The sequence below is a fragment of the Ruegeria sp. BC1 genome (assembly GCF_056539305.1).
In genome coordinates, this window is the sequence record NZ_JBQFUT010000014.1 from 44,229 (window position 1) to 65,048 (window position 20,820).

A 20,820-nucleotide genomic window follows, 5' to 3' on the forward strand; every position below is an offset into this window, starting at 1 on the left:
GGTTGCAGGGATCGCGATCCCGGATCGGACCACGCAACATAATCTGGGTGGGACGCGTTCCACCTTAGTTGAAAGGAAAACCAAATGGCTAAGAAGCTTGCTGGTACAATGAAGCTGCAGGTTCCTGCAGGTCAGGCGAACCCGTCGCCGCCAGTTGGTCCGGCGCTGGGTCAGCGCGGCATCAACATCATGGAATTCTGCAAGGCGTTCAACGCCAAGACCGCAGACATGGAGCCCGGCGCTCCGTGCCCGACTGTGATCACCTACTATCAGGACAAGTCCTTTACCATGGACATCAAGACGCCTCCTGCGTCTTACTACCTGAAAAAAGCAGCTGGTCTGAAGCCGGTCGGCAAGCGTAACCGCCCCCGTGGCGCGGAAAACCCCGGTCGTGAGACCGTGGCCACCGTGACCAGCAAGCAGGTTCGCGAAATCGCCGAAGCCAAAATGAAGGATCTGAACGCCAACGACGTCGAAGGCGCAATGCAGATCATCCTGGGCTCGGCCCGCTCTATGGGCATCGAGGTGAAGTAAGATGGCAAAACTTGGTAAACGCACCCGCGCTGCGCGCGAAGCTGTCGCTGGCAAGGAAAACCTGTCGGTCGAAGAAGCTGTTGCCCTGGTCAAAGCCAACGCAACCTCGAAATTCGACGAGACCATCGAAATCGCACTGAACCTGGGCGTTGACACCCGTCACGCAGACCAGATGGTTCGCGGCGTTGTCGGCCTGCCGAACGGCACCGGTAAAGCGATGCGCGTTGCTGTTTTCGCTCGTGGCCCCAAGGCTGACGAAGCAAAAGAAGCGGGCGCAGATATCGTTGGCGCAGAAGACCTGATGGAAACCATTCAGGGCGGCACCATCGAATTCGACCGCTGCATCGCGACCCCGGACATGATGCCGATCGTCGGCCGTCTGGGTAAGGTTCTGGGCCCCCGTAACCTGATGCCGAACCCCAAGGTTGGTACCGTGACCATGGACGTGAAAGCGGCCGTGGAAGCAGCCAAAGGCGGTGAAGTTCAGTTCAAGGCGGAAAAAGGCGGCGTTGTGCACGCAGGTGTTGGCAAAGCGTCGTTCGACGAAGCCAAGCTGGCCGAAAACGTCCGCGCTTTCGTTTCGGCAGTGGCCAAGGCCAAGCCGTCGGGCGCCAAAGGCACCTATATGAAGAAAATCGCGCTGAGCTCGACCATGGGCCCGGGCGTGACTCTGGATGTGGCAGCTGCTGCAGGCGAATAAGTCTTATAGCTGAGTTGCAAAGTTTTGATCCCGGGTGGTGCAAACCTCCCGGGATTTTTTTTATCAACGATCTTGATATGAAAAACCATGTGCTTAAATGTTGTGCGCACAAAGTGCGCACAACATTTGGAGCAAGATACTATGAAATTCGATTACCGGTACCTCGATGCCCAAGCTACACACCGCGATACAGGTGTTGTCATAGGTGTTAAATATGAGGTGCAAGGGCCTGGGGTTTCCTTTGAGATTGCAGAAGGAGGCGAAAAAAATCTTGATGAGCAGCAGATAAACGGAATTTTTCAGGAACTCAGGCAAACGATTGACGATGAAAGTAACCGTTTCCAGATGCAGCGGCTCGTGAATGGTACATTTGCCGGAAACTGTTCGTTTGTAGAACTTGTTCTGGAAGGGGAAACTTCTCGTAAGGTGACGAACAGGACGTTGCAATCGTGGTTGGCAGACCCGCAGCGCCCAAGCAGCAGGAAATGCCCGTCATGGGCTGTCAATGCGTTGAAGGATTACATCGAGAAGGAGGGAGGGCAGGAGGCCGTTCGTTCAATGCAGCAAAATGTAATGGAGCAAATGCGCGAACGCCCGGGGGGGTATCTTCGCGTAATGGCGAGACAGGACGGTAATCGGAGGGCCGAAGAGGAAATAGCTCAAGAGGACTGGGAGCGCAGCAAACTGGTGAATGCATCTTTGAGTGAGCTTCCCGAAATCGTGCACAAGCGTCTTTCTGATGTTGAGCGAGCGAGGCAGCATGATGGTGGGGTTATCGACATTATTTTGAATGCCCTGAGGCAGCTCGATGACGGCAGTACCATTCAGGAATTCAAAGAATATGTTTTTGAACACATGGATGCCAAGTTTGAGTTGGATCAAACAGTAAGAAAAACAGCGGAAGAGTTAAGAAGAGAAGGATCCTAGACCGATAGAGCGGCGCGCCTACAATCCGGTTTCATGGCTCGTAATGTGGGGTAAGATTAGATTTGTTTTGACCTGGCGGCGGCCGGGTCAAATATACGTACGCAATACACCCGCTTCACGAGCGCCAATTGTTGGGGCGGCGGTGTGCCGGAACGCATCGCTGACATCTTCGACTGATGGAAACAGCGCCTGAATTTCTGCGCGTTGGGGCGACGAAAGCGCATTTTCCGCGTTGCCGCCGTAATAGTAGCTTTCGGTCAGTGCGCCGTTTGATCGGACGATATGATGCCGGTCAAACATGAAATGCGTGTAGGTGACACGTTCCATTTCTCTGACAGATACGCCGGGCAGGCCGCAAAGATGCTTGGCTGCGACGAAGACCTCGGACGAGGCGAACAACATTTCGGTTGCTGGTGATTTGATCAGCACCCGGTGCTGTTGAGACACCGTTAGCTCACGAGTGTTGCCAATCACGCCGGGTTTGAAAACAACAGGGGCAAACGGACCAAACCCGTGGACTTCGGTCGTGCCGACCCACAAGATCGGTTGTAATCCGCTGTCGCGGGTCCAGACTAGCTGACCACATTCAAGTTTTTGAGCTTCGGTCTCACCATCTTCGGTTTCAATTAGTGTGCCCGCCGCAAAGCAGGTGATGTAATTCGTATAGGTCGAGCTGCCCGAGTTGGAACCGCTAATTTTGATGTAAGACGTGCCGGGCGTTAACGGGGCCGACGTGCCGTAGCCCCAGACATCCTGCGTGATTCCGTTCTGAGAGAAGACATAGATATCGATCTCGGGTCCGGTCGGGTTTCCGTTGCCGTCCAACGCACGCACCGTGATGATGGATTCGGATTCGACCGGGGTACCGTTGGCAACGATCCCGCCACCGTCTGTAATGATGTGGTTGGCCTCCTGATCGTCATTGAAAACGTTTCTGTTTCCGCCCGTGTCATCCAGCGTCACGGTGGTTCCGGTGCCGCCAGAATAGGCAAATATCGTGCCGTTCGGCGTATCCGAGTTGTTGATGATCCCATCTCCGACAATGCTTGGATCGGAACTGGACGTCACAATCAGACTTGAACTGTCCTGAGCGAAAAAGCTGCGGAGTACCATCTTGGCAATTATACCTTCATTGAACTTGTTACATCTTGCCTTCATCGCCAAAGGCCGGTTGGCAATTTGATGGGATAAAGAAAGGTTCAGGCAGATGTAGTCAACCGGGAACTAAGAATTTGACACACAATTGCGTCATGGGACCGGGTCTCAGTGTTACTTGCGTTGGAACGCTAACAGCAACCGTTCACCCAGGCGCCGTCGCTTGTCTTCCTCGAAGGGGCTGCATTCATGGTCGACTTGCCAGAGAGACAGCCAGTCCTTCACCAGCCGGCCTCGGATGCAAAGGTTCAAAATTTCCATGTTCACGGGATGCCTGTAACGGCGAAAGAACATGTCCTTGTTTGCTTTCAGGATGCCACTTGGGTCGACTTCGGCCGTACCTGCGTCCCGGAAGATATCCGACTTGAGAAAATCCACGATGTCATAGACGGCTAATTTTTCACGGGCTTCGGTAAAATCCAGGCCGATCATCTCACCCTGACCGACGATCAGGTTCTGGCCGTGAAAGTCCCCGTGCGAAAAGACCTGAGTTTCGGGGATGCCCTTTAGGTTCAGTGCGGCCTTTTCCACCTCCTCGACCATTGGGCGGGCGGTTTTTTGGATATGGAGAGGCACAGATAGCAAAAGCTCTTTAATGCTGTCGGTCATCCAGCGCGGACGGAAGCCGTATTCCTTCGCGGTATGAATGTTGTGAAGATCATGCAGCCATAACCCGGCGCGGCGGTAAATTCGGGCGACTTGATCATCGTCCGTGCTGTTATGGATCAGATCTATGGCGGTGGGGCGGTCGATGAACTCGGTTACAAAGAACTTGTTTCCGGCGGATAGGTAGTAGGGTTTTACCACCCGCGATGCATCAAACCTTTCGAAGTGTCGCGACAGGCGATTCAAAAGCTCAAATTCGTTTTGCAACCGACCTGAATCGGGTGAGGCGGTATCGATTTTCAGCGCGTAGTCCTGTTTGGCTCCTTGCACCCTCAACACCATGCGTGAGTTTGGGAAATCATGCGATCGGTAGAAGCAATCGAACGGCAAATTAGACTTTGCCCCGGAATGGCGCGCGAATTCCTTGACAAATTCGGTTGCGCGTTGGTGTTCGTCTGTGGTGAGGGTCAGCATCTTGGCGTGGTTCAGCGACGATTTTCGCAAAAGTTACGGTTGGTTGACAGGACCTTAGTAGGCAGAACAAGTCAATCTTTGGGATGAATGGCAAGGTTCAGCCAAACTGCCGAACATGGCAATTTACCCCTTGGAAACCCAGCGCGTCTGGCCTAAAGAGAACTGCGGAATAAAGCGTGCGATTCGTCGTGCGCTTTATTTTGTTTCGTCCAAGACGGTGGGTGGGTCCATCCGGCCCCTTAATTCCCTGCCCGAGACGGGTAAGACCAAAGAATTCTGAGGGTCCCACCCTCGGGCGCATTTTGGCCAATCCCGTAACAACGGACCTGAACGCCGCAGCGTAAGCTGCGGCAAATATGAGCCGGGGTGAGGTATCGCCCCAAACTTGGAGAGAACTGTGGATAGAGCCCAGAAAGAGAAAGTGGTCGAGGAACTCGGCCAAATCTTCGAAAGCTCTGGCGTCGTAGTGGTTTCGCACTACGCCGGTCTGACAGTTGCCGAGATGCAGGACCTGCGTTCGCGTGCGCGCGAAGCCGGAGGCTCCGTGCGTGTTGCCAAGAACAGGCTCGCCAAAATCGCCCTTGAGGGTAAGCCGTGTGCAAGCATGGCCGACCTGCTGACAGGGATGACCGTTCTGACCTATTCCGAGGACCCCGTGGCAGCAGCCAAGGTGGCCGAGGACTTCGCCAAGGATAACAAGAATTTTGAAATCCTCGGCGGTGCAATGGGTGAGAACGCTCTGGACCGCAAAGGCGTTGAAGCCGTTTCGAAAATGCCGTCTCGTGAAGAGCTTATTGCTTCGATCGTGGGCTGCATTGGCGCACCTGCTTCGAACATCGCCGGCGCGATTGGCGCACCTGCAAGCAACATCGCAAGCATCCTTTCCACCATCGAAGAGAAGGCGGAAGCTGCGTAAGCGGTTGGCACTGAATGATCTGCGTAGGGTAACTACCCTGACGTTGGAACACACACTGTAAAACGGAAAGAGCTAATACAATGGCTGATCTGAAAGCACTCGCAGAAAGCATCGTGGGTCTGACCCTGCTGGAAGCACAAGAACTGAAAACCATCCTCAAAGACGAGTACGGCATTGAGCCCGCAGCTGGCGGCGCCGTCATGGTTGCAGCAGGCGGCGACGCCGGTGGCGCAGCTGAGGAAGAGAAAACCGAATTCGACGTCGTTCTGAAGAACGCCGGCGCTTCGAAAATCAACGTCATCAAAGAAGTTCGCGGCATCACCGGCCTGGGTCTGAAAGAAGCCAAGGAACTGGTCGAAGCCGGCGGCAAGATCAAAGAAGGCGTAGACAAAGCAGAAGCCGAAGAGATCAAAGGCAAGCTGGAAGCAGCTGGCGCCGAGGTCGAACTGGCCTAAGCCTGTTGTCTGGTGCATCGCTGATGCACCGCAGAATTTGGCTGGGCTCGGAGAAATCCGGGTCCAGCCGAACCTGTCTTAGAAAGGGCCTCATGGAATGGGGCGTTTTCTAAGACGCGGTTCGCGGATCGGGAGGCTGCCTTCGGGACGGTGGCCATGAATTGATCCGGGCGTGTCGTCTCGAATGTGCAAGATGCCGGGGCCCGACGGTGTCTTTGCCCGCTGAGAACATCGAAAGGTGACATCTGACATGGCTCAAACGTTCCTTGGCCAGAAACGTCTTCGTAAATATTACGGCAAAATCCGCGAAGTGCTGGAGATGCCGAACCTCATTGAGGTGCAGAAATCTTCTTATGATCTTTTCCTGCGCTCCGGCGATGCAGAGCAGCCCACTGACGGCGAAGGCATCAAAGGCGTATTCCAGTCGGTATTCCCGATCAAGGATTTCAACGAAACCTCCGTTTTGGAATTCGTGAAATACGATCTGGAAAAACCCAAATACGACGTCGAAGAGTGCATGCAGCGCGACATGACCTACAGCGCGCCGCTGAAGGTTACCCTGCGTCTGATCGTGTTCGATGTCGATGAGGACACAGGCGCCAAGTCTGTCAAAGACATCAAAGAACAGGACGTGTTCATGGGCGACATGCCCCTGATGACGCCGAACGGTACGTTCATCGTGAACGGCACCGAGCGCGTGATCGTGTCCCAAATGCACCGCTCGCCCGGTGTGTTCTTTGACCATGACAAGGGCAAGACCCATTCCTCGGGCAAGCTGCTGTTTGCCTGCCGCATCATCCCGTATCGCGGCAGCTGGCTGGACTTTGAGTTCGACGCCAAGGATATCGTGTTCGCCCGGATCGACCGTCGCCGCAAACTGCCTGTGACAACCCTGCTCTATGCGCTGGGTCTGGATCAGGAAGCGATCATGGACGCCTATTATGACACCGTGTCTTACAAGCTGGACAAGAAGAAGGGCTGGGTCACGCCGTTCTTCCCCGAGCGTGTACGCGGTACTCGCCCGACCTATGATCTGATCGATGCGAAATCCGGTGAAGTGATTGCCGAAGCGGGCAAGAAAGTCACCCCGCGCGCGGTCAAGAAGCTGATCGAAGAAGGCGTCGTTACCGACCTGCTGGTTCCGTTCGATCACATCGTTGGCAAGTACGTCGCCAAGGACATCATCAACGAAGAAAACGGCGCGATCTATGTCGAAGCCGGTGATGAGCTGACCCTGGAATACGACAAGGACGGCGACCTGATCGGTGGCACCGTCAAGGAACTGATCGATGCCGGTATCACCGACATTCCGGTTCTGGACATCGACAATGTCAACGTTGGCCCCTACATGCGCAACACCATGGCTCAGGACAAGAACCTGAACCGTGAAAGCGCGCTGATGGACATCTACCGCGTTATGCGTCCGGGTGAGCCCCCCACCGTCGAGGCTGCGTCGGCCCTGTTCGACACCCTGTTCTTTGACAGCGAGCGTTATGACCTGTCCGCCGTTGGCCGCGTGAAGATGAACATGCGTCTGGCTCTGGATGCGCCGGACACCCTGCGCACCCTGCGCCGCGAGGACATCGTGGCCTGCATCAAGGCGTTGGTGGAACTGCGTGACGGCAAAGGCGACGTGGACGATATCGACCACCTCGGCAACCGTCGTGTGCGGTCGGTCGGCGAACTGATGGAAAACCAGTATCGCGTCGGTCTGCTGCGTATGGAGCGCGCGATCAAAGAGCGTATGTCGTCGGTCGAGATCGACACCGTTATGCCGCAGGATCTGATCAACGCGAAACCGGCTGCGGCTGCTGTCCGCGAATTCTTTGGCTCTTCGCAGCTGTCGCAGTTCATGGACCAGACAAACCCGCTGTCCGAGGTGACCCACAAACGCCGTCTCTCGGCGCTTGGCCCCGGCGGTCTGACACGTGAACGTGCGGGCTTTGAGGTGCGCGACGTGCACCCGACCCACTATGGCCGGATGTGCCCGATTGAAACGCCGGAAGGTCCGAACATCGGTCTGATCAACTCGCTGGCCACTTTTGCCCGCGTGAACAAGTATGGCTTCATCGAAACACCGTACCGCGTCGTCAAAGACGCCGAGGTGACCGATGAGGTTCACTACATGTCCGCGACCGAGGAAATGCGTCACACCGTGGCGCAGGCGAACGCGACGCTGGATCAGAACGGCAAGTTCATCAACGATCTGGTTTCGACCCGTCAGGCCGGTGACTACACCCTCGCCCCGCGCGAGAATGTGGACCTGATCGACGTGTCGCCGAAACAGCTGGTTTCGGTTGCTGCATCGCTGATCCCATTCCTTGAAAATGACGACGCCAACCGCGCTCTGATGGGCTCGAACATGCAACGTCAGGCGGTTCCGCTGCTGCGCGCCGAAGCGCCGCTGGTCGGTACCGGGATCGAGGAAAAGGTTGCGATCGACTCGGGCGCTGCGATTCAGGCGAAACGCGCCGGTATCATCGACCAGGTCGATGCCCAGCGTATCGTTATCCGCGCCACCGAGGATCTGGAACTGGGCGACGCTGGCGTTGACATCTATCGTCTGCGCAAATTCCAGCGTTCGAACCAGAACACCTGCATAAACCAGCGTCCGCTGATCAAGGTGGGTGACACCGTCCAGAAGGGCGAGGTCATTGCTGATGGTCCGTCGACCGATATGGGTGAACTGGCCCTGGGTAAGAACGTGGTCGTCGCGTTCATGCCGTGGAACGGTTACAACTACGAAGACTCGATCCTGATCTCGGAACGTATCGCGCGGGATGATGTCTTTACCTCGGTCCATATCGAGGAGTTTGAAGTCGCCGCCCGTGACACCAAGCTGGGTCCGGAAGAGATCACCCGCGACATCCCGAACGTCGGTGAAGAAGCGCTGCGAAACCTCGACGAGGCGGGCATCGTTTACATCGGTGCGGATGTTGAGCCGGGCGATATTCTGGTCGGCAAGATCACTCCGAAGGGCGAAAGCCCGATGACCCCGGAAGAAAAGCTGCTGCGCGCCATCTTCGGTGAAAAAGCATCTGACGTGCGCGATACCTCGCTACGCGTGAAGCCGGGCGATTACGGTACGGTCGTTGAGGTCCGTGTCTTCAACCGTCACGGTGTGGAAAAAGACGAACGTGCGCTGCAGATCGAGCGTGAGGAAGTCGAACGTCTGGCCCGTGACCGGGACGACGAGCTGGCGATCCTTGACCGCAACATCTATGCGCGTCTGCAAGGCCTGATCCTGGGTAAAACCGCTGTCAAAGGCCCGAAAGGCGTCAAAGCAGGGTCGGTGATCACCGAGGACCTGCTGGAAACCCTGACCCGTGGTCAGTGGTGGCAGCTGGCGCTGGAAGGTGAGCAGGACGCACAGATCGTCGAGGCTCTGAACGAGCAGTACGAAGTGCAAAAGCGTGCTCTGGACGCCCGTTTCGAAGACAAGGTCGAAAAAGTCCGTCGTGGCGACGATCTGCCGCCGGGTGTGATGAAGATGGTCAAAGTCTTCATCGCCGTGAAGCGCAAGCTGCAGCCGGGCGACAAGATGGCCGGTCGTCACGGGAACAAAGGTGTGATCTCCAAGGTTGTTCCGATGGAAGACATGCCGTTCCTGGCCGATGGTACGCCGGTTGACTTCTGTCTGAACCCGTTGGGCGTGCCGTCGCGTATGAACGTTGGTCAGATCCTTGAAACCCACATGGGTTGGGCCGCACGCGGTCTGGGTCTGAACATCGACGACGCGCTGGGTGAATACCGCCGGTCCGGCGATCTGACCCCGGTACGCGAAGCGATGAAGCTGGCCTATGGCGAAGATGTCTACGAAGAAGGCATCACCGGTCTGGACGAGGATGGCCTGATCGAGGCTGCGGGCAACGTGACCCGCGGTGTTCCGATCGCTACCCCGGTCTTTGACGGTGCCAAAGAAGCTGACGTCAACGACGCGCTGGTGCGTGCGGGCTTCTCGGAAAGCGGTCAGTCGGTTCTGTTCGACGGTCGTACCGGTGAGCAATTCGCACGTCCGGTGACCGTGGGCATCAAGTACCTGCTGAAACTGCATCACCTGGTGGACGACAAGATCCACGCGCGTTCGACCGGGCCGTACAGCCTGGTTACCCAGCAGCCGCTGGGTGGTAAGGCGCAGTTCGGTGGTCAGCGCTTTGGTGAGATGGAGGTCTGGGCTCTGGAAGCTTACGGCGCCGCCTACACCCTGCAGGAGATGCTCACCGTGAAATCGGATGACGTCGCCGGCCGGACCAAGGTCTATGAGTCGATCGTCAAGGGCGAGGATAACTTTGAAGCGGGCGTACCGGAATCGTTCAACGTTCTGGTTAAAGAAGTCCGTGGCCTCGGCCTGAATATGGAACTCCTGGATGCGGAGGTTGAGGAGTAAGGGCGCTGCCCTTTCTCCCGTCCCCCCTTCCGCAAGATTTGAGGTAACAAATGAACCAGGAAATCACCAACAACCCGTTCAACCCGCTGACGCCCCCGAAGGTCTTTGACGAGATCAAGGTCTCGCTGGCGTCGCCCGAGCGGATCCTGTCTTGGTCCTATGGCGAGATCAAGAAACCCGAAACCATCAACTACCGGACGTTCAAGCCTGAACGTGACGGTCTGTTCTGCGCGCGTATCTTTGGCCCGATCAAAGACTACGAATGTCTGTGCGGCAAATATAAGCGGATGAAGTATCGCGGCGTTGTCTGCGAGAAATGCGGTGTGGAAGTCACCCTGCAGAAAGTCCGTCGTGAGCGTATGGGCCACATCGAACTGGCCGCGCCTGTTGCGCACATCTGGTTCCTGAAATCGCTGCCGTCCCGCATCGGTCTGATGCTGGACATGACGCTGCGCGATCTGGAACGCGTTCTGTACTTTGAAAACTATGTCGTTATCGAGCCCGGTCTGACTGACCTGACTTACGGCCAGATGCTGACCGAAGAAGAGTACATGGATGCGCAGGATGCTTATGGTATGGACGCGTTCACCGCGAATATCGGTGCCGAAGCCATCCGTGAGATGCTGGCCCAGATCGATCTGGAAGCCGAAGCCGAGCAGCTGCGCGCTGATCTGGCCGAAGCCACCGGCGAGTTGAAGCCCAAGAAGATCATCAAGCGTCTGAAGGTCGTTGAATCCTTCCTCGAGTCGGGCAACCGTCCAGAGTGGATGGTGATGACCGTGATCCCGGTCATTCCGCCGGAACTGCGTCCGCTGGTTCCGCTGGATGGTGGCCGTTTCGCGACCTCGGATCTGAACGATCTGTATCGCCGCGTCATCAACAGGAACAACCGTCTGAAGCGTCTGATCGAACTACGCGCGCCTGACATCATCGTTCGTAACGAAAAGCGGATGCTGCAGGAATCCGTGGACGCTCTGTTCGACAACGGCCGTCGTGGCCGCGTGATCACCGGCGCTAACAAGCGTCCGCTGAAATCGCTGTCGGACATGCTGAAAGGTAAGCAGGGCCGCTTCCGTCAAAACCTTCTGGGTAAACGCGTCGACTTCTCTGGCCGTTCGGTCATTGTGACCGGTCCGGAACTCAAGCTGCACCAGTGTGGTCTGCCCAAGAAGATGGCGCTGGAGCTGTTCAAGCCGTTCATCTACTCGCGCCTTGAAGCCAAGGGTCTGTCTTCGACCGTGAAACAGGCGAAGAAACTGGTCGAGAAAGAGCGCCCCGAAGTGTGGGATATCCTCGACGAGGTGATCCGCGAACACCCTGTTATGCTGAACCGTGCGCCCACGCTGCACCGTCTTGGCATTCAGGCGTTCGAGCCGGTTCTGATCGAAGGTAAAGCGATCCAGCTGCACCCGCTGGTCTGTTCGGCCTTTAACGCCGACTTCGACGGTGACCAGATGGCGGTTCACGTGCCCCTCAGCCTTGAGGCCCAGCTGGAAGCGCGTGTTCTGATGATGTCGACGAACAACGTTCTGTCGCCTGCAAACGGCGCGCCGATCATCGTTCCGTCGCAGGATATGATCCTGGGTCTGTACTATGTGACCCTGGAACGCGAAGGCATGCCGGGCGAAGGCAAGGTGTTCGGTTCGATCGACGAAGTTCAGCACGCGCTGGATTCCGGCGAAGTGCATCTGCACTCGAAAATCACCGCGCGGATCACGCAGATTGACGACGAAGGCAACGAAGTTCAGAAGCGTTATGAGACCACTCCGGGCCGTCTGCGTCTGGGTGCGTTGCTGCCGATGAACAACAAGGCGCCGTTCGAGCTGGTCAACCGCCTGCTGCGGAAGAAAGAAGTGCAGCAGGTGATCGACACCGTCTACCGTTACTGCGGTCAGAAAGAGTCGGTTATCTTCTGTGACCAGATCATGTCGATGGGCTTCAAGGAAGCGTTCAAGGCGGGCATCTCGTTCGGTAAGGACGACATGGTCATTCCGGATGACAAGTGGGGCATCGTTGATGACACCCGCGGTCAGGTGAAGGACTTTGAACAGCAGTACATGGACGGCCTGATCACTCAAGGTGAAAAGTACAACAAAGTCGTCGATGCCTGGTCGAAGTGTAACGACCGCGTCACCGAAGCGATGATGAGCACAATCTCGTCGTCGGATCGGGCAGAGGACGGGTCCGAGCAGGAACCGAACTCGGTCTACATGATGGCCCACTCGGGTGCGCGTGGCTCGGTCACTCAGATGAAACAGCTGGGCGGTATGCGTGGCCTCATGGCCAAGCCGAACGGCGACATCATCGAAACGCCGATCATCTCGAACTTTAAAGAAGGTCTGACCGTTCTCGAGTACTTCAACTCGACCCACGGTGCCCGTAAGGGTCTGTCGGATACCGCTCTGAAGACGGCGAACTCGGGTTACCTGACCCGCCGTCTGGTGGATGTCGCCCAGGACTGCATCGTTCGCGAAATCGATTGTGGCACCGAGCGTGCGATCACTGCCGAAGCCGCAGTCAATGACGGTGAGGTCGTTGCCTCGCTGGCTGAACGCGTGCTGGGCCGTGTGGCTGCTGACGATGTTCTGCGTCCGGGTACCGATGAGGTGATCGTGGCTGCTGGCCAGCTGATCGACGAACGCATGGCTGACACCATTGACGAAGCCGGTGTTGCCTCGATGCGCATCCGTTCGCCTCTGACCTGTGAGTCCGAGGAAGGCGTTTGTGCCACCTGCTACGGTCGTGACCTTGCACGCGGTACCATGGTGAACACGGGTGAGGCTGTCGGCATCATCGCTGCTCAGTCCATCGGTGAACCCGGTACACAGCTGACGATGCGGACCTTCCACATCGGTGGTGTTGCGCAAGGTGGTCAGCAGTCGTTCCAGGAAGCCAGCCAGGACGGTGTCGTTTCCTTCGAGAACCCGCAGATTCTGGTCAATGCGGCAGGCGAAAGCCTGGTCATGGGTCGGAACATGAAGCTGGTGATCAAGGACGAGCATGGCGAAGAGCGTGCCAGCCACAAGCTGGGCTACGGCTCGAAGCTGTTCGTCAAGGACGGCACCAAGGTGGCCCGTGGCGACAAACTGTTCGAATGGGACCCCTACACCCTGCCGATCATCGCCGAGAAAGCCGGTACTGCGAAATACGTTGACCTGGTTTCGGGCCTTGCTGTCCGCGACGAGACCGACGAAGCAACCGGTATGACCCAGAAGATCGTGATCGACTGGCGCGCCGCCCCCAAAGGCAGCGACCTCAAGCCCGAGATCATTCTGGTCGGAGAAGATGGCGAGCCGGTCCGCAACGATGCGGGCAATCCGGTTCACTATCCGATGTCGGTGGATGCGATCCTGTCGGTCGAAGATGGCCAGACCATCGAAGCCGGTGACGTTGTCGCGCGTATCCCGCGTGAGGGTGCCAAGACCAAGGACATCACCGGTGGTCTGCCGCGTGTGGCCGAACTGTTCGAAGCCCGCCGTCCGAAAGACCACGCGATCATCGCAGAAGCCGATGGTTACGTGCGCTTTGGCCGCGACTACAAGAACAAGCGCCGCATCAGCATCGAACCGGCTGACGAGTCCATGGAGACCATCGAGTACATGGTGCCCAAGGGCAAGCACATCCCGGTCGCCGAAGGGGACTTCATCCAGAAAGGTGAATACCTGATGGACGGTAACCCGGCTCCGCATGACATCCTGTCCATCATGGGTGTCGAAGCGCTGGCGGATTACATGATCGACGAGGTGCAGGACGTATATCGTCTGCAGGGTGTGAAGATCAACGATAAGCACATCGAAGTCATCGTGCGCCAGATGCTGCAGAAGTGGGAGATCCTGGATTCAGGCGACACCACCCTGCTGAAAGGCGAGCATGTCGACAAGCAAGAGTTCGACGCGGCCAACGAGAAGACGCTTCAGCGCGGTGGTCGTCCGGCACAGGGCGAGCCGATCCTGTTGGGGATCACCAAAGCCTCGCTGCAGACGCGTTCGTTCATCTCGGCGGCGTCGTTCCAGGAAACCACTCGTGTGCTGACCGAAGCTTCGGTTCAGGGCAAAAAGGACAAGCTGGTTGGCCTGAAAGAGAACGTCATCGTCGGCCGCCTGATCCCCGCCGGTACCGGTGGTGCGACCCAGGCCGTACGTCAGGTGGCCCAGTCTCGCGACAACGTGGTGATCGAAGCCCGCCGGGAAGAGGCCGAAGCGGCCGCTGCTCTGGCTGCGCCGATGATCGACGACGACATGGTCGGCGACGAGCTGGACGTTCTGGTGGAAACACCGGAAAGCCGCGAGTAAGCGACTCAAATACCCAAAGATCAGGCCCCGCGATATCGCGGGGCCTTTTTTGTTTCTGTCACGCGGATTTTGCTTGATTTCAGCTTTGTGCAGGTAACTGAGAGGGACTTTTTGCCGGGTCCACTTGAGAAAACCTCAACCTCATTTGGGGTCAAGGACGGGTAGAGTTGTTCACGAATTAATCAATTTGTGGTAAGGTTAATCGTCATTTTGTCTATATTTTTAGATCGGAGTATTGAACGATGGGAGCCGCATCCAAGCTGTCTCGCGCCCTTTGTGTAATGGGGATAGGCCTGATGGCCGCGTGCACCGACTACGCTTATGTCGGAATGCCACAAGGCCAGCCTTCTCGGGAGGTTGAAATTCCGGATGGATCGACCCGTCTGATTCCGACGTCGTCCTCGATCGTCGGTTTGGCATATGATGACCCACGACGGCATATCTTCCTGCGCAACCTGCCCGGCACACAGTTGCAAGAGCTTGATCGCAATGGCCGTGTTCTGCGTACCTTTACGGCGCAGCGCGTCCCGGCCGGATGCGGAGGTGTGACGCCAGACAATTTCCCGATCAAGGAATGTGGACTGGCGATACGAGAGTCGGATGGGCACCTGTTCCTTGATCATCCAAACGGCTTGATGATCTCGGAGCTGACCCGTGACGGGCAATTTGTGCGCAATATCAGGCTCAGTCAGCCGCAGGGGCCGATTGGTGGGCTTGCCTATGATGAACAAACCGGCACCCTTTATGTACTTTTCATCCGCAATCGGCTGATTGCAGAGCTGGATCTGAACGGAGACACCAAGCGGATCATCCGGCCCACCAATCCGTCCGTTGGTGCCGCGTTGCAGGTTGAACGTTTTGGCCTTGGGATCAACTCTGACCGCCGAGAGCTTTATGTTGCGTTGCAAAACGGCAACCGACTTGGTGTGCTGAACATGTCCGGCGGGTTGATCGCGACCCACAATCTGAGCGCCGGCGTGACGGTCGAAGGGATCGGCGGCGGTCGGGTGTTTGGGTTCTGACGGAATTGGTACTTGGTGCACGTGAGGTAGGGGCGAACAAGCATCTGATGCGCCAAACAGCATTTCTTGTGTCACTGCGATGAGACGCGTTGACAATGTGGTGGTCAATTGGGCCAATGCCACGATTGTTTCGTGACCGGATCAGAAGACATGACCCCGAATGTGAAAGGCGCGCTGCTTATGATGGGCAGCATGGCCGCGTTTACCGTGAATGACACTCTGGTCAAAGTCGCTTTACAAGAGATGCCGCTGTTCCAGCTGGTCGCGTTACGCGGGACATTGGCCACTGCGTTGGTTTACGCGCTGGCGCGCAATCTGGGTGCACTACATCTGAATTTCCCGCCTCACGACAGGTGGCTGGTAGCCATCCGATGCTGTGCCGAGCTTTCGGCGACGTTTTTCTTTTTGACAGCTCTGCAGCACATGCCGCTCGCGAATGTCACGGCGGTTCTGCAGGCCTTGCCCCTTACGGTCACGTTGGGGGCCGCGCTTTTCTTCTCGGAACAGATCGGCTGGCGACGGATCATGGCCATTGCGATCGGATTTGCCGGTATGTTGTTGATCGTGCGCCCCGGCCCGGATGGCTTCAGCGTCTACGCTGTATTTGCGCTGGCAGCGGTGGCGTCGGTGACCATTCGCGATCTGATCACGCGCCGCATGTCAGCGCAGGTTCCGTCCATGGTCGTGACACTGGCCACATCACTGACGATTACCCTTGTGGCCAGCGTGGTCTCGGTTTTTGAGGGGTGGGCGCCTGTGTCCATCGGTGCCGGAACGTTGGTGGCATCGGCGGCGGTCTTTGTGCTGATGGGGTACTTGTTCAGCGTAATGGTGATGCGCGAGGGTGAGGTTGGGTTCATCGCCCCGTTTAGGTATTCCAGCCTGATCTGGGCGCTGGGGCTGGGCTGGCTTGTTTTTGACGAATGGCCGGATGCGGTTACATTGCTCGGGGCAGTTTTGGTTGTCGGTGCGGGGGTGTTCACGCTGTTTCGCGAGCGGTCACATCAGGCCGCAGAATGAACCTGCCGGACCATGTCCTGTTCGATGCCGAACCGTGCGATGAACTCGCCTTCCAATTCGGGCGTCAGAGGGGACAGCTCGGCCTTGTTGTTGCGGGCATGGCGTGAGTCGTTGAACTGGTTCAGCGTTCGTACCCACATCGGCGCGTCAGGGTAACTGATCACTGGCATGAAGTTTCCGATCCGGTGGTGGGCGAAATTCATGATCGTCTGCTCGCACCCGCCGCGCACATACATGCCCATCCCGACGCCCAGCAACGGCTGGAATTTCGGGGCGGCGAGAATGCCGTCGGGACCAAATCGCGCCAGAAACCCGCTGTTGTAGTCAATTGCTACGGTCCGGTTATTCTGCAGCAGCCCCTTGCCTTCGTCAGCAGCGATACGCAAGCGTTCGACGAAATCGACGGATACGGCATCATCATCGTCGTGACGGAATTGCAGGCACGGATCGTCTGGATCGGTGCGCGCGGCGTTCAGGATTTCCTTCATCACTCTGCGATGTCGCATCGGCTCCCGAGCGATGATCTTTGCTTGTTTCATGCCTGCGGTCAGATCTTGCAGCCGTTCCAAGGCCGCTTTGGGCAGGCAGTTGCCAATAACGATGAGGAACTGAAAATCCTCATCGGTCTGTTCCTTGAAACAAGGCAGGGTGGTGGTTTCAAACAGGCGAAAGCGTTGTTCCAGGCGGGCGGTATCATACAGATAGCGTCTGCGTTCCTCGATCGTGTCATGCTCGATCTGAAAGCCGCCATGGGCAGGGTATGAAAAGCGGCACAGGCCGATAACTTGCATGAATCATCCGTGGTGCAGATCGTTGTGGGGACTATGCCTATGCGACCCGAAACCCGCAATGGACAGTTGCAGTGGACCTTTTGGCACAGGACAATTAAATCAAGCTAAACCCCTGTAACCCCCGCGTGATCAGGAGTGCTGTTGACACTCGGGCCGACTCCCCCTATTACGCGCGACATCTCGGTACTGGGGGCCGCCCCAAAACCGATCTCAGTAATGGACTGGTCAAGGCCCGGACAATTTTGCAGTTCGCGCCCTCTGATAACCAACCGCGACGTTCACCTCGGAATGGGAACGCTCGCGGGTTTTGCGCTTGTGGACGCATAAGTGCAGCAAGTTTAACCGCACGCAGCCGCGTGCATGTCATGTGTGTTGCAAAACGGGGAAGAAACCGGAATGCCAACTATTCAACAGCTGATCCGCAAGCCGCGGCAGCCCAAAGTAAAACGCTCGAAGTCCATGCACCTGGAACAGTGCCCGCAAAAACGCGGCGTCTGCACCCGCGTGTATACCACCACACCGAAGAAGCCGAACTCGGCTATGCGTAAAGTTGCCAAGGTGCGCCTGACCAACGGGTTCGAGGTCATCTCGTACATCCCCGGTGAAAGCCACAACCTGCAGGAACACTCGGTTGTTCTGATCCGTGGCGGCCGTGTAAAAGACCTTCCCGGTGTGCGTTACCACATCCTGCGCGGTGTTCTGGATACTCAGGGCGTCAAAGATCGTAAGCAACGTCGTTCGAAATACGGCGCGAAGCGTCCCAAGTAAGAAGGAGAGGCTGATATGTCACGTCGTCACGCCGCCGAAAAACGCGAAGTCCTGCCTGACGCCAAGTTTGGCGACAAGGTACTGACCAAATTCATGAACAACCTGATGATCGACGGCAAGAAGTCGGTCGCAGAGCGCATCGTTTACAACGCGTTTGACCGCGTTGAGAACAAGGTAAAACGCGCTCCTGTCGAAGTGTTCCACGAAGCGCTCGACAACATCAAGCCGTCGGTCGAGGTTCGCTCGCGCCGGGTTGGTGGTGCAACCTATCAGGTTCCGGTCGAAGTGCGCCCTGAGCGCCGCGAAGCGCTGGCCATCCGCTGGCTGATCACCGCTGCGCGCGGCCGCAACGAAAACACCATGGAAGAGCGCCTTGCAGGCGAGTTGCTGGACGCCGTTCAGTCCCGCGGTACTGCCGTCAAGAAACGCGAAGACACCCACAAGATGGCCGAGGCGAACAAAGCCTTTAGCCATTATCGTTGGTAATCCCAGAGGCTTAGACACATGTCACGCGAATATCCTCTCGAACTGTACCGTAACTTCGGTATCATGGCGCACATCGACGCGGGTAAGACAACCTGCTCGGAACGTATCCTGTATTACACTGGTAAATCCCACAACATCGGTGAGGTGCACGATGGTGCAGCCACCATGGACTGGATGGAGCAGGAACAGGAACGCGGCATCACCATCACCTCGGCTGCGACTACCACTTTCTGGGAACGCACCGAAGATGGACAGCATGCTGACACGCCCAAGCACCGCCTGAACATCATCGACACCCCCGGCCACGTTGACTTCACCATCGAAGTTGAACGCTCGCTGGCGGTTCTCGACGGTGCCGTCTGCGTTCTGGACGCTAACGCCGGTGTTGAGCCTCAGACCGAAACCGTGTGGCGTCAGGCTGACCGCTACAAGGTTCCGCGTATGGTTTTCGTCAACAAGATGGACAAGATCGGCGCAGACTTCTTCAACTGCGTCAACATGATCGAAGATCGCACCGGCGCACGTGCTGTTCCGGTTGGTATTCCGATCGGCGCCGAGTCCGAACTGGAAGGTCTGATCGACCTGGTCACCATGGAAGAGTGGCTGTGGCAGGGCGAAGATCTGGGCGCAAGCTGGATCAAAGCTCCGATCCGCGACAGCCTGAAAGACATGGCCGACGAATGGCGCGGCAAGATGATCGAAGCGGCCGTCGAAATGGATGACGACGCGATGATGGAATACCTGGAAGGCAATGAGCCCGACGTTCCGACCCTGCGCGCCCTGCTGCGTAAAGGTACACTGGAAATCGCGTTCGTTCCGGTTCTGGGTGGTTCGGCGTTCAAGAACAAAGGCGTTCAGCCTCTGCTCAACGCTGTGATCGACTATCTGCCCAGCCCGCTGGACGTTGTCGATTACATGGGCTTCAAACCTGGCGACGAGGAAGAAGTTCGCGACATCGCGCGTCGTGCAGACGACGACATGGCCTTCTCGGGTCTGGCGTTCAAAATCATGAACGACCCCTTCGTTGGTTCGCTGACCTTCACCCGGATCTACTCGGGCACCATGAACAAAGGTGACTCGATCCTGAACTCGACCAAAGGTAAGAAAGAGCGCATCGGTCGTATGATGATGATGCACTCGAACAACCGGGAAGAGATCGAAGAAGCGTTTGCAGGCGACATCATCGCGCTGGCGGGTCTGAAAGACACGACCACCGGTGACACCCTGTGCGATGCGAAGGATCCGGTGGTTCTGGAAACCATGACCTTCCCCGATCCGGTGATCGAGATCGCGGTTGAGCCCAAAACCAAGGGCGACCAGGAGAAGATGTCCCAGGGTCTGGCCCGTCTGGCCGCCGAAGACCCGTCCTTCCGTGTGGAAACCGACCTGGAATCGGGTCAGACCATCATGAAGGGCATGGGCGAACTTCACCTGGACATCCTGGTGGACCGTCTGAAGCGCGAGTTCAAGGTTGAGGCGAACATCGGTGCGCCGCAGGTGGCATACCGTGAAACCATCTCGATGCCGGTTGAACACACCTACACCCACAAGAAACAGTCGGGTGGTTCGGGTCAGTTCGGCGAAGTTAAGCTGGAAATCCAGCCGACAGAACCGGGCGAAGGTTACTCGTTCGAGAGCCGCATCGTTGGTGGTGCTGTTCCGAAGGAATACATTCCGGGTGTTGAAAAAGGCATCAACTCGGTCATGGATAGCGGCCCGCTGGCTGGCTTCCCCGTGATCGACTTCAAGGTTGCCCTGCTGGACGGTAAGTTCCACGACGTTGACTCGAGCGTTCTGGCGTTCGAAATCGCCGCCCGTATGTGTATGCGTGAAGGCATGCGCAAAGCTGGCGCGAAACTGCTGGAACCGATCATGAAGGTCGAAGTGATCACCCCGGAAGAATACACCGGCGGTATCATCGGCGACCTGACCTCGCGTCGTGGCCAGGTGTCTGGACAAGAGCCGCGCGGCAACGCAATCGCGATCGACGCGTTCGTTCCGCTGGCCAACATGTTCGGCTACATCAACACCCTTCGTTCGATGTCGTCGGGCCGCGCCCAGTTCACCATGCAGTTCGACCACTACGATCCGGTTCCGCAGAACATCTCGGACGAGATTCAGGCGAAATACGCATAAGCGAAGATTTGAGGGAGCCCGTTTGACGGGCTCCCTTCATTACCGAAAAAGGAGGCCATCATGGCAAAGGAAAAGTTTGAGCGTACAAAACCGCACGTCAACATCGGCACGATTGGCCACGTTGACCATGGTAAGACCACGCTGACCGCAG

The 20,820-nt window shown here is 57.1% G+C and carries 16 protein-coding genes; 13 read left to right on the forward strand and 3 right to left on the reverse strand.

Features of this window, described 5'->3' with window-relative positions:
• Positions 1-84 precede the first annotated feature (84 nt).
• The 3 genes from rplK to ACR0IY_RS21115 all read left to right on the forward strand — a co-directional run bounded on the left by rplK (position 85) and on the right by ACR0IY_RS21115 (position 2,161).
• The gene (rplK, locus tag ACR0IY_RS21105; RefSeq protein ID WP_010440985.1) at positions 85-534 is read left to right on the forward strand and encodes a 50S ribosomal protein L11; all 450 of its coding nucleotides are present in this window, start codon (positions 85-87) and stop codon (positions 532-534) included.
• A 1-nt stretch (position 535) separates the two neighbouring features.
• Positions 536-1,234 (forward strand): 50S ribosomal protein L1, encoded by a 699-nt coding sequence (rplA, locus tag ACR0IY_RS21110; RefSeq protein WP_170407486.1) that lies wholly within the window; start codon positions 536-538, stop codon positions 1,232-1,234.
• Positions 1,235-1,375: 141 nt separating this feature from the next.
• Positions 1,376-2,161, forward strand: a complete 786-nt coding sequence (locus tag ACR0IY_RS21115) for a hypothetical protein (protein WP_480676861.1) — start codon at positions 1,376-1,378, stop codon at positions 2,159-2,161.
• An 87-nt stretch (positions 2,162-2,248) separates the two neighbouring features.
• Here ACR0IY_RS21115 and ACR0IY_RS21120 read toward each other — a convergent pair whose 3' ends face one another.
• Both ACR0IY_RS21120 and ACR0IY_RS21125 read right to left on the reverse strand, forming a co-directional pair.
• A complete protein-coding gene (locus ACR0IY_RS21120; protein WP_480676863.1) occupies positions 2,249-3,274 on the reverse strand; it encodes a Hint domain-containing protein in 1,026 nt (341 codons plus the stop codon).
• 156 nt (positions 3,275-3,430) lie between these two features.
• Positions 3,431-4,396, reverse strand: coding sequence for an aminoglycoside phosphotransferase family protein (locus ACR0IY_RS21125; RefSeq protein WP_480676865.1), 966 nt, complete (start codon positions 4,394-4,396; stop codon positions 3,431-3,433).
• Between the two features lie 397 nt (positions 4,397-4,793).
• On the opposite strand from ACR0IY_RS21125, the gene rplJ reads away from it, so the two are divergent.
• The 6 genes from rplJ (at position 4,794) to ACR0IY_RS21155 (ending at position 16,488) form a co-directional block, all read left to right on the forward strand.
• Entirely contained in the window at positions 4,794-5,312 is a 519-nt protein-coding gene (gene rplJ / locus ACR0IY_RS21130) for a 50S ribosomal protein L10 (RefSeq protein ID WP_480676867.1), read from the forward strand.
• An 80-nt stretch (positions 5,313-5,392) separates the two neighbouring features.
• Positions 5,393-5,767, forward strand: coding sequence for a 50S ribosomal protein L7/L12 (rplL, locus tag ACR0IY_RS21135; protein ID WP_170385945.1), 375 nt, complete (start codon positions 5,393-5,395; stop codon positions 5,765-5,767).
• 250 nt (positions 5,768-6,017) lie between these two features.
• Complete coding sequence (gene rpoB, locus ACR0IY_RS21140; protein ID WP_480676870.1) at positions 6,018-10,154, forward strand: DNA-directed RNA polymerase subunit beta; 4,137 nt, start codon at positions 6,018-6,020, stop codon at positions 10,152-10,154.
• 50 nt (positions 10,155-10,204) lie between these two features.
• Complete coding sequence (gene rpoC / locus ACR0IY_RS21145; RefSeq protein WP_480676872.1) at positions 10,205-14,446, forward strand: DNA-directed RNA polymerase subunit beta'; 4,242 nt, start codon at positions 10,205-10,207, stop codon at positions 14,444-14,446.
• A gap of 242 nt (positions 14,447-14,688) precedes the next feature.
• Entirely contained in the window at positions 14,689-15,468 is a 780-nt protein-coding gene (locus ACR0IY_RS21150; protein ID WP_480676874.1) for a hypothetical protein, read from the forward strand.
• A 150-nt stretch (positions 15,469-15,618) separates the two neighbouring features.
• Positions 15,619-16,488, forward strand: coding sequence for a DMT family transporter (locus tag ACR0IY_RS21155; RefSeq protein ID WP_480676883.1), 870 nt, complete (start codon positions 15,619-15,621; stop codon positions 16,486-16,488).
• Here ACR0IY_RS21155 and ACR0IY_RS21160 read toward each other — a convergent pair.
• Positions 16,473-17,279 (reverse strand): putative rhamnosyl transferase, encoded by an 807-nt coding sequence (locus tag ACR0IY_RS21160; protein ID WP_480676876.1) that lies wholly within the window; start codon positions 17,277-17,279, stop codon positions 16,473-16,475. The two genes, ACR0IY_RS21155 and ACR0IY_RS21160, sit on opposite strands and share 16 nt — an antisense overlap.
• A gap of 396 nt (positions 17,280-17,675) precedes the next feature.
• Between ACR0IY_RS21160 and rpsL the strand changes: the two genes are divergently transcribed.
• The 4 genes from rpsL to ACR0IY_RS21180 form a co-directional block, all read left to right on the forward strand.
• On the forward strand, positions 17,676-18,047 hold the full coding sequence (gene rpsL, locus ACR0IY_RS21165; protein WP_005621086.1) for a 30S ribosomal protein S12: 372 nt from the start codon (positions 17,676-17,678) through the stop codon (positions 18,045-18,047).
• Positions 18,048-18,062: 15 nt separating this feature from the next.
• Positions 18,063-18,533 (forward strand): 30S ribosomal protein S7, encoded by a 471-nt coding sequence (gene rpsG, locus ACR0IY_RS21170; RefSeq protein WP_010441203.1) that lies wholly within the window; start codon positions 18,063-18,065, stop codon positions 18,531-18,533.
• Between the two features lie 18 nt (positions 18,534-18,551).
• A complete protein-coding gene (gene fusA, locus ACR0IY_RS21175; RefSeq protein WP_480676878.1) occupies positions 18,552-20,669 on the forward strand; it encodes an elongation factor G in 2,118 nt (705 codons plus the stop codon).
• A gap of 60 nt (positions 20,670-20,729) precedes the next feature.
• On the forward strand, positions 20,730-20,820 hold a 91-nt coding region (locus tag ACR0IY_RS21180), incomplete at its 3' end, for a GTP-binding protein (protein WP_215675807.1).